Raw genomic sequence first — 14,207 nt, 5'->3', positions numbered from 1 at the left:
TGCGCCCGGAAGGAAATCGATGATTTCTGTCAAGAGGCGGGGGGCTGCCCGCCTTGCCGCAGCGGTCGTGGTGACGGGCGTGACCGCGGTAGGCACGATAGCCACGGCGGGCCCGGCCGCCGCGGGCGACGCGCCGCAGAACCCGGGCGGGGTCAGCGCCACGCTCGGCAAGATCACCGCGGGCTCCGGCGTCGTGGTGAACGACCGGCGCAAGACGGGCGAGGTCCTGGCCGGCCTGTTCGAGATGAAGGTCGAGGGGGGCGGCTCCCTGCAGACGTACTGCGTCGACATGCTCACGAACACGGTCGACGGGGCGAAGTACAAAGAGGTCGGCTGGAGCGAGTCCTCCCTCCACGCCAACAAGAACGCCGGCCGGATCCGCTGGATCCTGCAGCACTCCTACCCGCAGGTGAACGACCTGGCCGCGCTCGCCAAGGAGGCCGGCACGGGCCCGCTCGACGCGAACACCGCCGCCGCGGGCACCCAGGTCGCCATCTGGCGCTACTCGGACGGCGCCGACGTCAAGGCCAAGGACGGCGCCGCCCAGAAGCTCGCCGAGCACCTCTACAAGAGCGCCAAGGACGCCGAGGAGCCCGAGGCGTCCCTGACGCTGACGCCGCCCGCGGTCTCCGGCAAGTCAGGCCGGAAGCTCGGCCCCGTCACCGTCCACACCAACGCCAGAAGCGTCACCCTCACCCCCTCGGGTGATGCCGTCGCCAAGGGCGTGAAGATCGTCGACAAGGACGGCAAGCGGCTCACCTCCACGGGCGACGGCGGCGAGATCTACTTCGACGTGCGGCCCGGCGCGCGCGACGGGTCCCTCGCGCTGAAGGCGACGGCCGCCACGAAGGTCCCGGTCGGCAGGGTCTTCGTCGGGGACCACACCACGACCCAGACCCAGATCCTGGCCGGTTCCAGCGAGAGCACCGTCTCCGCCACGGCCACCGCGAACTGGGCGGCGAAGGGCGCCGTCCCCGCGCTGTCCGCACGGAAGAACTGCGCCAAGGGCGGTGTGGAGGTCACCGCCGAGAACCGCGGCGACGCCCCGTTCGGCTTCGACCTCGACGGTGTCGACCACACCGTCCCGGCCGGAGGCTCGGAGACGACGCTGGTGAAGGTCGCGGAGAACCAGGCGTACAAGTTCACGATCACGGGACCGAACGGGTTCTCCCGGACGTTCTCCGGAATCCTGGACTGCCTGACCGCCGAGCATGCCGCGGCGGCGGCCGCCACCGGGGAGGGAGGCGGCACCGACCCCACCCGCACGTCCCCGATCAGCACGGCCTCGACCGGCGGCAAGGGCGTCGTGAAGGCGTCCGCGGGCGGTGACCTCGCCACGACGGGCGGGAGCACCACCACCCCGACGATCGCGGGCCTGGCGATCGTCCTGATCGTCGCCGGCAGCGGCGCGGTCTACTTCCTCCGCCGGGAGAACACGGCGCCCGGCGAATAGCCGCTCCGGCCGTTCCGGCTGCCCCGGCCGGTGATCGCTCTGGTGATCACCGGTCGGCTGGCAGCGCCGGGCCCTGCCGACCAGGGGCCCCGCCGACCACCGTTCCCACCGACCACGGGTCCCGGCGGCCACAGGCCCCGCCGGCAGCCGGCCCCCGGCCCCGCCGGTCACTGACCACCGATCCCCCGGGCCCCCGGCCCGCCGGCCCGGCCCCCGACCACCAGGAACCCGGCCTCGCACCGGCCTCACGGGACCCATCGGTCACCCGGCAGGGGCCCCCGGCGGGGGCCGCGCCCGTAACTGGTTTCCGCCCCGGGCGTCCGGTGCGGCAAGATGGGGTGTATCTGCCCACTCATCGATTGCCGGACGGTTTCTCTTGGCTGAGTACATCTACACCATGCGCAAGACGCGCAAGGCGCACGGCGACAAGGTCATCCTCGATGACGTGACGCTGAGCTTCCTGCCCGGTGCGAAGATCGGTGTGGTCGGCCCCAACGGTGCCGGTAAGTCCACCGTCCTGAAGATCATGGCCGGACTGGAGCAGCCGTCCAACGGTGACGCGTTCCTGTCGCCCGGCTACACCGTCGGCATCCTCATGCAGGAGCCGAAGCTCGACGAGTCCAAGACGGTCCTGGCGAACGTCGAGGACGGCGTCGCGGAGATCAAGGGGAAGCTCAACCGCTTCAACGAGATCGCCGAGCTGATGGCGACCGACTACTCCGACGCGCTGCTCGATGAGATGGGCAAGCTCCAGGAGGAGCTCGACCACGCCAACGCCTGGGACCTCGACGCACAGCTCGAGCAGGCCATGGACGCCCTGGGCTGCCCCCCCGGCGACTGGCCCGTCAACAACCTCTCCGGTGGTGAGAAGCGCCGCGTCGCGCTCTGCAAGCTGCTGCTGGAGGCCCCCGACCTGCTGCTGCTCGACGAGCCCACCAACCACCTCGACGCCGAGTCGGTGAACTGGCTGGAGCAGCACCTCTCCAAGTACGCGGGCACCGTCGTGGCGATCACCCACGACCGGTACTTCCTGGACAACGTCGCCGAGTGGATCCTGGAGCTCGACCGCGGCCGCGCGCTCGCCTACGAGGGCAACTACTCCACGTACCTGGAGAGCAAGCAGGCCCGTCTGAAGGTCGAGGGCCAGAAGGACGCCAAGCGCGCCAAGCGGCTCAAGGAAGAGCTGGAGTGGGTCCGCTCCAACGCCAAGGGCCGCCAGGCCAAGTCCAAGGCCCGACTCGCCCGCTACGAGGAGATGGCGGCCGAGGCCGACAAGATGCGGAAGCTGGACTTCGAGGAGATCCAGATCCCGCCGGGCCCGCGTCTGGGCTCCATCGTCGTCGAGGTCAACAACCTCTCCAAGGCGTTCGGTGACAAGGTCCTCATCGATGACCTGTCCTTCACCCTGCCGCGCAACGGCATCGTCGGCGTCATCGGCCCGAACGGCGCCGGCAAGACGACGCTGTTCAAGATGATCCAGGGCCTGGAGACCCCCGACTCCGGCGAGATCAAGGTCGGCGAGACCGTCAAGATCTCCTACGTCGACCAGTCCCGCGCCAACATCGACCCGAAGAAGACGCTGTGGGCCGTCGTCTCCGACGAGCTGGACTACATCAACGTCGGCCACGTCGAGATGCCCTCGCGGGCGTACGTCTCCGCGTTCGGCTTCAAGGGTCCGGACCAGCAGAAGCCGGCCGGGGTCCTCTCCGGTGGTGAGCGCAACCGCCTCAACCTGGCGCTGACCCTCAAGCAGGGCGGCAACCTGCTCCTCCTCGACGAGCCGACGAACGACCTCGACGTCGAGACCCTGTCCTCCCTGGAGAACGCCCTGCTGGACTTCCCCGGCGCGGCCGTGGTCGTCTCCCACGACCGCTGGTTCCTCGACCGGGTCGCCACGCACATCCTGGCGTACGAGGGCAACTCCAAGTGGTTCTGGTTCGAGGGCAACTTCGAGTCCTACGAGAAGAACAAGGTCGAGCGGCTCGGCGTGGACGCGACCCGTCCGCACCGCGCCACCTACAAGAAGCTCACCCGGGGCTGACCGTGGCGCGTCACCTGTACTCCTGCTCCCTGCGCTGGTCCGACATGGACGCGTTCGGCCACGTGAACAACGCGGTCTTCATCAGCTACCTCGAAGAGGCGCGGATCGACTTCATGTTCCGGCTGGCGCCGGGGGAGGGGAGCGAGTCGTTCCAGGGCGGGTCCGTCGTGGCCCGGCACGAGATCGACTACCTGCGCCCCTTGGTCCACCGGCATGCCCCGGTGACCATCGAGACGTGGGTGACGAAGCTGGGCGCCGCCTCCCTCACCGTCGCCTGCGAGGTCAAGGACGAGGAGCAGGTGTACGTGCGGGCTTCGACCGTCGTCGTCCCGTTCGACTTCGAGCGGGGACGGCCCCGGCGGATCACCGCCGAGGAGCGGATGTTCCTGGCGGAGTACCTGGGTGACGAGCACGACCGGCGGGACGCCCCCGGGCAGCCCGAGAAGGAGGCCGTCGCCGTATGACGGCGCCCCAGCCCCGGTCCGGTCAGCGGCTGCACTTCGCCGAGGCCGGGGAGGCGGCCGGCCTGGCCGCCTTCCTGGCCCGGCTGATCCACTACGACCGGGCCGCCGCCGTCCGGCTGCAGGCCGGCGGCGGGGTGCTGGGCATCTTCGGGCGCCCGCCGTCCTTCGAGGTCCTCGCCGTCCGCACCGCCCGGCTGGAGGCCGCCGCCGGTGACCTCGTGCTGGACGCCACCGTCTCGGCCGGGCAGCTGGCGGACGCCCTGGACGCGGCCCGCACCGCCGCCCCCGGCACCGGCGTGGAGATCACCGTGCCCGACGGGGTCACCGGCCCGCCCTGGGCCGGAGTGCTGCCGCCGCGCGGCGGCTGGCAGCGCGTCGAGGGCCTGCCCGACGTCACGGCCGCGCGCGGGGCCGTCGCGGCCGCCGTCGCGGAGTTCCGTGCCCGGGACGCGGCGCTGCCCGAGCAGCACCGCACCCGCTCCGAGCGCGACCGCATAGGCCGGGAGATCTGGTCCCGCACCCTGGGGGACACCGGGCTGCCGCTGCGCGCCGTGCACGCGGCGCAGTCGCTGGGCTTCCTGCGGCCGCTCCCGGACCCCGCCACCGCCCGGCCCGCACGGGCCGGCGGCACCGCCACGGCCCTCGCCCCCGAGCCGCTGGCCCTCTTCGCCGCGGGCGGCTGGCTGCGGCTGCGCACCCCCTACGGCTCGATCGCCGTCCGCACCGGCGGCCCCGGCGGCCTGCCGGGCCTGAGCGTCACCCCGGCCTGAGCGCACCCCGGCCCGAGCCGGGGCGCCCGCCGTCAGCCCTCGGTGTTGACCATCGACGCGGCGGCGTAGGTCAGGTACCGCCACAGCTCGGCCGTGTGCGCCGGGGAGAGCTCCAGCTCGTCGACGGCGTCCTTCATGTGCCGCAGCCAGGCGTCGTGCGCGGCGCGGTCCACGGCGAACGGCGCGTGCCGCATGCGCAGGCGCGGGTGGCCGCGGTTGTCGCTGTAGGTGCGCGGGCCGCCCCAGTACTGCATGAGGAAGAGCGCCATCCGCTCCTCGGCCGGCCCGAGATCCTCCGGGTACATGGGCCTGAGCAGGGGATCCTCGGCGATTCCCTGGTAGAAGCGGTGGACGAGCCGCCGGAAGGTCTTCTCCCCGCCGACCTGCTCGTAAAAGGTCTGCTCCTGAAGCGTGCCGCGCGGAATCTCATTCACCCCTCCATCGTCTCAGACGGCCCGGCCGAGGACTTGCGGTCTACGACCTCCGTCCCGTGCTCGCGCGATGCGGTCCGGCGACGCACAGTGGAGGGCATGGACGGTGTGCAGCCGGGAGGCGACCTCCCCCCGGAGCCGGACCCGGACCGGGAGCTGAGCGAGGGCCTGCGGGCCGGGCTCGTCAGGTACCTGATGGCCGACGGCGAGCTCGGTGACCCCCGGTGGCGGGCGGCCTTCACCGAGGTGCCCCGGGAGCTCTTCGTGCCGGCCTACTTCGTGGGTGTCCCCGGCGGCTACCGGCGGCGCTCCCGCGAGGATCCGGACCCCGCCGACCACGACGCCTGGCTGACCGGTGCCTACGCGGACGAGCCCCTGGCCACGTACGTCAGGGACGGGGAGCTGATCTCCTCCAGCAGCCAGCCGTCCCTGATGGCCAAGATGCTCGCGGCGCTGGACGTCGAGGACGGGCACACGGTCCTGGAGATCGGCGCCGGCACCGGCTACAACGCCGCTCTGCTCGCCCACCGGCTCGGCGAGCGCGCCGTCACCACCGTGGACCTCGACCCGGAGATCACCGAGGGCGCCCGGGAGCACCTCGCCGCGGCCGGCTTCCACCCCGCGGTCGTCACCGGCGACGGGGCGCTGGGCTGCCCGGAGCGGGCCCCCTTCGACCGGATCCTGGCGACCTGCGCCCTGACCTCCGTGCCGCCCGCCTGGCTCGCGCAGTGCCGCCCGGGCGGGCTGATCCTCGCCCCGCTCGCCACCGGCCTGATCGCCCTGCGGGTGCGGGACGCCACACACGCCGAGGGCAGGTTCCTGCGGACGTCCGCGTTCTTCGTCCCGCTGCGGGGCGCCGCCCCGCAGCCCGTCCCGCACAGCGGCGGGCTGCCTTGCCGGCTCCTGCAGAGCGACCGCTTCCGGTTCCTGCTCTCGCTGACCGCCGGCCGGCTGGGCGCGGCGGACGCCCTCGCCCTGTGGCGCGACGAGGACGGCCCGCCGCGGGAGCGGTTCGGCGTCACGGTGGCCGGGGACCGCCAGTGGGCCTGGCTCGACTCCCCCGACGGGCCGTGGCGCTGGCCGCTGGGGGAGCCCGTCAGCCCCGGCGGAGCGTGATGGTGGTCCACGCTCCCACGTGCACCCGGTCGCCCTCGGCGAGCGGGACCGGCACATAGGGCTGGATCGGGTCCGCCGAGCCGTTGATCGTGGTGCCGTTGGTGGAGTCCTGGTCGACCACGGCCCAGCTGCCGTCCGGCTGCTGGACGAACATCGCGTGCTGGTGCGAGACACCCGGGTCCTCCGGCGGCCGCGACAGGTCGATGTCCGGCGACTCGCCCGTGCTGTGGCGGCGACGCCCGATGGCGACCTGGGGTCCCGTGAGCGGCAGCTGCAGCTCGGGCGAGTAGGCGGGGAGGTTGAGCCCGGCGGCCTCGGGGCCGCTGCGGTGCATCATCGCCAGGAAGTACTCGCGGTCGGGCGCGACGACCGCGATCCAGCCCGCGGGCGCCGGGGGCGGCCCGGCCTGGGAGGGCACCTGTGACGACAGCGGCTGGGGCATGCCCTCCGGGCCGCGCTGCTCGTAGGGGTACTGCTGCGGCGCGGGCGGCGCCACCGGCGTGCTCGGCGGGGGCAGCATCCAGTCGCCCTCGTCCTCGCCGAAACCCTGCGCCGGAGGGTGCGTGTGGGGTGTGAGGGGCTCTGCGGGGCGGTTCACCCGCGAGGGCCGGGAGCCGTAGTACTCGTACGACTGCGGCGCCTGGGTGTGCTGCGGCGGAGGCGGCGCGGACTGCAGGCCCTGGCTGTGCGGCATGGGCGGCGGTCCGAAGGAAGCGCCCGTGTGCGTCTGGAAGTTGTAGCGGCACTCCTCGCAGAAGGGTGCCTGCGCTTCACGGGGCGTACGGCACCGCGGGCACAGCTCGGCCTGGACGGTCGGGTCCCCGTAGCTGTAGCCGCCGGTCCCCTGCGGGCCGCTCGGGCCCGGCTGGGGCGGTACCGCGGGAGGCGGCGGAGGCGGCGGGGGAACGGCGCCGGAGCCGGCGGCCGCCGACATCCGGTGGCCGCACACCTCGCACCAGTCCTCGGCCGCCGACTGATGGCCGTTCGGGCAGGTCGGCATGTCGGTTGATCCCCCTCGTGTGCCGTCGCCGGTCGTCACTGTGCTGTTCACGACTGTGCTGTTCACGACGTTGCTGTGCGGTGTGCCTCAGGAGTACTTACCCCACCCGTCGCGCACCTGTCGCCCCCCGCCGCCGCTGCCCCCTCGCAGCCGCCGCGCGGTCGTTCACCTCTGCTTGCCGCTCAACGCTTCACTTCTTGACGCGCACGGTCTTGGTGGAGCGGGTTTCGAGCGTCATCTGCGCTTCCTCCGTGACCTTCGCCTTCAGCCGCACAGTACCCGCCACGGCGTCCACCACGTCCACCACCTTGGCGAGGAGTTTGGCGGTGTCCGCGTTGCCGGAGCGGTTGGCCAGCTGCACGGCCCGGCCCAGCTTCGCCGTCGCCCCGTCGACGTCCCCCGATCGGCGCAGGTCCAGGCCCTGCTGGATGACCTGGGCCAGCTCGGCCTGGCCGGTGTAGTGGGCGACCTGGGGGTTGATGGACGTCGAGGCCGTCAGGTCGTCCGTCCACACCGCGCGCACGAGCCCCTGCGCGAGCACCTGCGGTGAGGAGCCGTCCGGCGCCGGCAGCACCAGGGAGACGCGGGCGGCGAGCATCTCCTCGCCCACCGCGGCGCTCGGCACCCGGACGCACACGTGGTAGTCGCGCGACTCGTCGCCCCAGGAACCCGTCGGGTAGTCGCCCGTGCGGGGCCCCGACTCCGCCCGCCGGTCCGTCAGGTCCTCCACGGCCGGGGCGACCTGCTTGACGAACCGCACCTCGGCGCCCTGCGGGGTCCACAGCCGCAGCGCCACATCCGCGACCTCCTTGCCCATCGCGGCCTCCATCATCGAGGTGAAGTCCGTGGCCAGCCCGGCGGGGTCGGCGACGATGTCGGCGGAGCCCAGCAGGGCGGAGGCGATACCGGTGACCTCCTTGACCTCCCAGTCGGTCCCCACGCCCCGTGCGTCACAGGTGAAACGCCCGGCGCACACGTCCAGCGAGGTTCGCAGCGCCTCCGGCTCCTCGTGCTCGTTGCGGCCGTCCGTCAGCAGGATGCCGTGGCGTATCGCCGCGTCGGACGAGGCGAGCAGCCGGTCGGCCAGCCGCAGCCAGGTGCCGATCGCGGTGCCGCCGCCGGCTTCGAGCTTGCGCAGCGCCTCCTTGGCCTGCTGCCGGGTCACGGCGTCGGCGACGGCGAGCCGCCCGCCCCCGGGGTACGCCTCCCTCGCCTGGTGGGTACCGGCCACCACGGCGAAGGCCACACCGTCGCGCAAGGTGTCGACGGCGGCCGCCGTGGCACTGCGGGCATGGCGCATCTTCGTGGGCGGATAGTCCATCGAACCCGAACAGTCGACCATGATGACCACGGCCGCCCCCGGGCCCTCGCCGCCCGCCGGCGGGGCCACGAGCGGCGTCTCCCCCGTGGTGCCACCGCCGGTGGCGGTGACCGTCACTATCGCGTCGACCTCACGGCCGCCTTCGGGCAGATGAGTGTTCTGATAGACCTCCACCGTGAACCGGGGCACGCTCGGCTTGGAGAAATTCGCCATCTGGTCCGCTCCTCGGTACTCCATCGACACCTGGGTGATCCGACGGGCGGACGGGCGCGCGGTGCCCGGCGGCACTCCCCGTGGCACCAGCGTGCGACCCCCCGTTGGTCAGGCGGATCCTGCCCCCTCCGGCGGCCGGGGGAACGGCAGGACCGCCACAGTTACGTTGTCGTGGCCTCCGCCGTCCAGGGCGTGGGTCAGCAACTGCCGTGCGCATTCCAGCGGCCGCGACCGGGCGTCCGGCGGGGTCACGGCCGCCATCTCCTCCGCGGACTCGGCGTAGTTCCACAGCCCGTCGCTGCACACGATGACCACGCCCTCCCGGTCGGGGTGGAACGACGCGGTGTGCGGCTCGACCTCGTACGCGTCCGCCCCCAGCCAGCCCGTGATGGCGTGGGCGCGCTCGTCCGCGTACGCCTCGGCCTCCGACAGCAGGCCCGCCGCGACCATCTGGGCGGCCCAGGAGTCGTCCTCGGTCAGCCGGGCGGGCTGGGTGCCGCGGTCCTCCGGCACCCAGTAGACCCGGCTGTCACCGACCCAGCCCACCGTCAGCAGGTCGCCCGCGACGACGGCGGTCACGATCGTGCAGGCCGGGGCGTTCTCCTGGCGGTGCTCCTCGGGCCGGCGCGCCTCGGCCGGGTGCGGGGGAGCGGCGAGGGCGGTGACGGCCTCGGCGGCCCGGAGGATCGCGTCGTGCGTGGCCTGCCGGGGGTCCGCGCCCCGCGGCAGGGCCGTCACCAGCGCCTCGTTGGCGGCCGCGCAGGCGGCGGCGGACGCCTCGTCGGGGCGGGTCGCGGACGACACGCCGTCGCTGACGACGGCCACGGTCGCGGCCGTGCCGTCCGCGAGGGCCGTGGCGGACACGGCGTACGCGTCCTCGTTCCGGTGGTGGCGCAGTCCGCGGTCGCTGACCGCCGAGACGCCTGGCAACTGGTGCTCCATGTGATCCCGTTCGCGCGGCTGTGCATGTCCGCAGTGTTCGCAGTACCCGTCTTTGTCGATCATGCCGGATCGGCAGGACCCGCAGACGCGCCCGGTGCCGTCCACACCCGGATGCGCGGTGCCCGGCTCCGCCGCGGCCCCGCTCACCCCGTGCGCCGTCTGGGCGGGAACGCCGCCGAACACGCGCGTGTCGCGCGGGTCGGGGGCGCCGCCGGGGCACACCGAGACGTCCGTGCCCGGTGGCGGAGCCGTGGGCGGCGCCGGTGGCACGGCCGGGCAGGCCGCCGCGGGCGCGCTCCGGCCCGCCGCGGCGAACCACTCGTCGGGCGGGCTGCCCGGCATCGGCGGCACGGCCGACAGGTCGGCACCGCAGCCGCCGCAGAAGTTGTCACCCGGCTCCAAGGGTTCGAGACAGGCAGGGCATACCGTCAGCTGTGGGGGTCGCGGCAGTTGCGACATCGATCACACCCATGTCCTGGGGCGGAAGCGGTTGGCCCGCTCCACCAGTTCGATCCGTTCCTCGCCGCGCTGGGCGAGGCGCGCGAGCACCCGGTACGAGCGCTCCAGTCCCAAACGCAGCCCCCGTTCGTCCAGTCCGCTGCCCAGCAGCGTGTCCGCGGCGCCCGTGGTGCCGGGCGTCCCGGGCGCGCCCGAGAGCACCCAGTCCAGCGCACCGCCCAGGACCTCCGCAGACAGCCGCTCCCGGCGCACCGCGTCCAGCCCGAAGTCCGCCAGCCGCTCCACCTGTCCGGCCGCGGCCAGCAGGTCGTCCAGCAGCGGGTCCCGGGGGGAGCGCTGCCGCAGCCGGGCGCGCACCGCCGCGACCCGCGCCGCCGTGTAGTGGATGGACGCCTCCGGTACGGACTCCAGCGCGCGCACCGCGCCCGCCCGGTCCCCGGCGGCGAGCCGCACCCGGGCCAGCCCGAACGCGGCGCTCACGAAACTCTGGTCGGTGGCCCACACCAGGCGGTAGTACTCGGCGGCGTTGTCGAGCTGTCCGAGCACCTCCGCGCACACCCCCAATGCCAGCTTCGGCGCGGGCTCGCCCGGAAACGCGTCGTAGACGGCGTCGAAGGAGAGCGCGGCCGTTTCGTCGTCACCGGAAGCGAGCGCGTGCAGCCCGCGGTACCAGACGATCCGCCAGTCCCCGGGGTGAGCGGCCTCCAGGGCCTCTATCGCCTTCAACGCCTGCGGGCCCTCGTCCAGTTCCAGCTGGGCCCGGATCCGCCGCAGCCGCAGCTCCAGCGACTCCGCCGGCGCCGTCCGCAGGGCGGCGTACAGCTCGGCGGGCTGGGAGGCGAGCAGGCCCGCCAGGAACCCGGCGTTGGGGTCGGCCGGGTCCACCAGCGGCACCGGCAGAGCCAGCGCCACCGCCCGGGTGTCGGGGGCCGCCACGGCCGGCCGAGGGGGCGCGGCGGGCGGGGGCGGGAGCGCGGCCGGGGCGCCCTGAGCGCCGGGAGCCGCCTTCGCGAGGGCCTTGCGCCCCGCCGGCAGCGCCCGGCCGCCCAGCGTGGACGCCTCCCCGGCCCCTCCGGCCGGCAGGTCGAACAGCTGGGTGTCCACCACCCGCAGCTCCGGCCCGAACAGCGAGGACAGCGCGGGCCTGGGCCGCCCCGTCCGGAGCGCCACGACTTCCCGGAGCACGCCCGTCAGCTGGTCCGCCATCTCCTCCGCGGACGCGAACCGCCGCCCCGGGTCCGGGTCGGTGGCCCGCACCAGGAACCGGTAGAAGGACTCGTAGCGGTTGAAGACCTCGATGCTGTCCGGGTCGGGCAGGCTGTCCGCGAAGACGGTCGTGTAGCCCTGGAAGTCGAAGGTCAGGACGGCGAGGGTGCGGGCCACGGTGTAGAGGTCCGAGGCGACGGACGGGCCGAGCTCCGCGACCTCCGGGGCCTGGTAGCCCACCGTGCCGTAGATCGCGCTGTCGTTGTCGTCCATCCGCCGGACCGCGCCCATGTCGATGAGCTTGAGCCGGTCCTGCTGCTGGATGGCGTTGTCGACCTTGAAGTCGCAGTACAGCAGGTGGCGGCTGTGCAGGTGGCCGAGCGCCTCCAGCGCCTCGATGCCGTACGCGCACGCCTGCCCGACCGGCAGCGGGTCCCGCCGGCCGTCCGGCTGCCGCCGCTCGTTGGCGATCTCCTTGAGCGACTTGCCGCCGACGTACTCCATCACGATGTAGCCGTCGAGACTGCCGGTCCGCTGGTCCAGGTGTTCGACGAAGTTGTAGATGCGGACGATGTTGGCGTGCTCGATCTCCGCGAGGAAGCGCCGCTCGGAGACGGCGACCGCGAGCGCGTCCTCGTCACCGGTGTCGAGCAGGCCCTTGAGGACCACCCACCGGTCGGACACGGCGCGGTCTATGGCCAGGTAGATCCAGCCCAGGCCGCCGTGCGCGAGACAGCCCGCGACCTCGTACTGCCCGTGCACCACATCACCCGGCCGCAGCTTGGGCACGAACGAATAGGGGTGCCCGCACTTGGTGCAGAAGCCCTCCGTGCGCCCCGGGCGGTCACCACGGGCGCGCCCCACCCGGGCCCCGCACTCGCCCCTGCTGCAGAACCGCTTCCGCTCGGGCACCCGCGGGTCGGCCAGCACCGCCTCCCGGGGATCCGGACGCGGCACCTCCGGCACGCTGACCAGCCCGGCGCCCAGCTTGCCGCGCCCCGACGCCGCCGAGGCCGAACGCGCGCTGCGCACCGACACCGAGCGCACCCCCGCGCCCCCCGCCAGGGACCGCGACAGCCGCCCCGACACCGACCGGCGCGAGGACGAGGACCCCGGCGACCGGGAGGACCGCGACGACGACCCCGAAGCCGGCCCCGAAGCTGACCCCGAGGACGACCGCGCCGAGCCCTGGGAACCGGCCCGGCCACCGGCGGCCCCGGCCCGGGACGCGCTGCCCCGCCCCGAGGACGCGACGCCCGTGGGCGGCGAGACCACCGGCCCGCCGGGCGCGGCGACCGGCGCCAGCCCGCAGGTGCCGCAGTACAGCTCGCCGTCACCGACGTCCTCGTACGCACCGCCGCAGCCCGGCCGCCGGCAGGCGTCACTCATGATTCCCCCCTACGGTCGCCGGGGCCGAGCGCCCCGGTCGCGGACGGCGGAGCCAGCGCCTCCGCCAGCGCCTGCTGATAGCGCAGCACGGCCTGCTCGGCGGCCATCAGGTCACAGGGCGCGCTCCACAGCATGCGGCGCGCCGCGTCGTACCGCTCGGTGAGGAAGGAGTCCTCCCCCAGCCCGTGCCGGGAGGCCTTCGCCCGGTAGGCGTCCAGCCGGCCGCGCAGCTCCGCCCGGAAGGCCAGCGGCGCGGTCACCGCCGTCAACTGCTCGCGGGCGCGCAGCAACTCCTCCTCGGACCGCTGCTCCAGGTCCTCCAGCAGCGGGGAGAGCCGGTGCCACCTGGCGTGCCGGCGGTGGTCGGCCGCCGCCGTCAGCTGCTCGTACAGCTCCGTGGGCGGGCCCGACACGGCGGGCACCTCCGAGGCCGCGATCTTCGAGAGGACCTCGACGCGCGCCTGCCGGGCCTCGACGAGGGTGCGGTCCGCGCGCGAGAGGACGTCGCGCACCCGCATCAGCCGCTGCTCGGCGTCCTGCCGGACGTCCAGCACGGCCTCGATCTCGCGCCGGACGTCCTCCAGGGCGCGGGCGGCCCGGTCGTAGCGGCCGGTGTCGGGGCGCCCGCCGCCGGGCGCGGAGCTCGGCGAGGCGCCGGCCCAGAAGGCCAGCGGATCGGATATCACCTCGGCCCGCAGCGAGGCCAGCTCGTCGGTGATGCGCTCCAGGTCGTCACCGGCGGGGTGCTCGCCGGGCCGGACGCCCACCGAGTGGGCGAGGGAGCGGGTGCGCCGCAGCTCGGCGGCGAGCAGATCGATCCGGGCGGGCAGCGCGGACCAGACGGCGTCGGCGGTGACGACCACGTCCAGTGCCTGGGCGTACCAGCCGTTCATCCGTTCCAGGAGCTCCTGGAGGCTCAGCTGCTCGCTGAGCCGGGCGGTGGTGCCCATCGGGGCGAAGGCGGTCGCGGTGCCCCCGGGGAGGGTGACGCTCGTGCCGCGCAGCAGCTCGGTCAGCTCGGACAGCTCGCCCTGGGTGGGCCAGCGGCGCCGCCCGCGCAGCTCACGGGCGGCGGTCAGGGCCGCGGTGTAGGCGTCGAAACACGCCCACAGCTGTGTGACGAGCTGCTCGGCCACCGCCCAGCGGCTCTTGGTGGCACCGGTGAGCTCCGCGCCCTCCAGGAGGCGGCGGCCGGCGTGGTCCTGGAGGGCGAGCAGCGAGGACTCCACGGCCTCGTGCTCCGCGCCGAGCCTCGCGAGCGCACGGTCCACCTCCTCGCGGCTCAGGGCCGGCCCGGTGGGTCCCGTGACCGCCATCGATCCCCTCTCCTGTCCCCGGCCGTGCCGCGGACGCTTCCGTAACGGTGGTGCCCGTCCGGTCCGGTGACCGGCGGCCGGGCCGC

At 73.9% G+C, this 14,207-nt stretch carries 11 protein-coding genes; 5 read left to right on the top strand and 6 right to left on the bottom strand.

Annotated features, from left to right (window positions below):
- Positions 1–19: 19 nt before the first annotated feature.
- The 4 genes from ABZ951_RS06365 to ABZ951_RS06350 all read left to right on the top strand — a co-directional run bounded on the left by ABZ951_RS06365 (position 20) and on the right by ABZ951_RS06350 (position 4,728).
- Complete coding sequence (locus tag ABZ951_RS06365; RefSeq protein ID WP_344095970.1) at positions 20–1,453, top strand: TQXA domain-containing protein; 1,434 nt, start codon at positions 20–22, stop codon at positions 1,451–1,453.
- A 376-nt stretch (positions 1,454–1,829) separates the two neighbouring features.
- On the top strand, positions 1,830–3,494 hold the full coding sequence (gene ettA / locus ABZ951_RS06360) for an energy-dependent translational throttle protein EttA (RefSeq protein WP_344095968.1): 1,665 nt from the start codon (positions 1,830–1,832) through the stop codon (positions 3,492–3,494).
- 2 nt (positions 3,495–3,496) lie between these two features.
- Positions 3,497–3,958: a thioesterase family protein gene (locus ABZ951_RS06355; RefSeq protein WP_344095965.1), complete on the top strand. Its 462-nt coding sequence runs from the start codon at positions 3,497–3,499 to the stop codon at positions 3,956–3,958.
- Positions 3,955–4,728 (top strand): hypothetical protein, encoded by a 774-nt coding sequence (locus tag ABZ951_RS06350; RefSeq protein ID WP_344095962.1) that lies wholly within the window; start codon positions 3,955–3,957, stop codon positions 4,726–4,728. The genes ABZ951_RS06355 and ABZ951_RS06350 overlap by 4 nt, the downstream gene beginning before the upstream one ends.
- Before the next feature lie 32 nt (positions 4,729–4,760).
- Here ABZ951_RS06350 and ABZ951_RS06345 read toward each other — a convergent pair whose 3' ends face one another.
- A complete protein-coding gene (locus ABZ951_RS06345) occupies positions 4,761–5,162 on the bottom strand; it encodes a globin (protein WP_344095960.1) in 402 nt (133 codons plus the stop codon).
- A gap of 192 nt (positions 5,163–5,354) precedes the next feature.
- Between ABZ951_RS06345 and ABZ951_RS06340 the strand changes: the two genes are divergently transcribed.
- Positions 5,355–6,275 carry a methyltransferase domain-containing protein gene (locus ABZ951_RS06340; RefSeq protein WP_344095980.1) on the top strand — a complete coding sequence of 307 codons (921 nt, stop codon included), beginning with the start codon at positions 5,355–5,357 and terminating at the stop codon, positions 6,273–6,275.
- Here ABZ951_RS06340 and ABZ951_RS06335 read toward each other — a convergent pair.
- From ABZ951_RS06335 to ABZ951_RS06315, 5 genes are all read right to left on the bottom strand, one after another.
- Entirely contained in the window at positions 6,256–7,275 is a 1,020-nt protein-coding gene (locus ABZ951_RS06335; RefSeq protein WP_344095958.1) for an FHA domain-containing protein, read from the bottom strand. The two genes, ABZ951_RS06340 and ABZ951_RS06335, sit on opposite strands and share 20 nt — an antisense overlap.
- Positions 7,276–7,465: 190 nt before the next feature.
- Complete coding sequence (locus ABZ951_RS06330) at positions 7,466–8,809, bottom strand: VWA domain-containing protein (protein ID WP_344095956.1); 1,344 nt, start codon at positions 8,807–8,809, stop codon at positions 7,466–7,468.
- Between the two features lie 108 nt (positions 8,810–8,917).
- Entirely contained in the window at positions 8,918–10,210 is a 1,293-nt protein-coding gene (locus ABZ951_RS06325) for a protein phosphatase 2C domain-containing protein (protein WP_344095954.1), read from the bottom strand.
- A gap of 3 nt (positions 10,211–10,213) precedes the next feature.
- Positions 10,214–12,805 carry a tetratricopeptide repeat protein gene (locus tag ABZ951_RS06320; protein ID WP_361279193.1) on the bottom strand — a complete coding sequence of 864 codons (2,592 nt, stop codon included), beginning with the start codon at positions 12,803–12,805 and terminating at the stop codon, positions 10,214–10,216.
- Positions 12,802–14,121 carry a hypothetical protein gene (locus ABZ951_RS06315; RefSeq protein WP_344095950.1) on the bottom strand — a complete coding sequence of 440 codons (1,320 nt, stop codon included), beginning with the start codon at positions 14,119–14,121 and terminating at the stop codon, positions 12,802–12,804. The genes ABZ951_RS06320 and ABZ951_RS06315 overlap by 4 nt, the downstream gene beginning before the upstream one ends.
- Between the last annotated feature and the right edge of the window lie 86 nt (positions 14,122–14,207).

It is taken from the genome of Streptomyces sp. NPDC046215 (assembly GCF_040646215.1).
Taxonomy (GTDB): Bacteria; Actinomycetota; Actinomycetes; order Streptomycetales; family Streptomycetaceae; genus Streptomyces; species Streptomyces stramineus.
The sequence above is the reverse complement of the archived record's forward strand: the minus strand, read 5'-3'. Positions and strand labels throughout refer to the sequence as shown.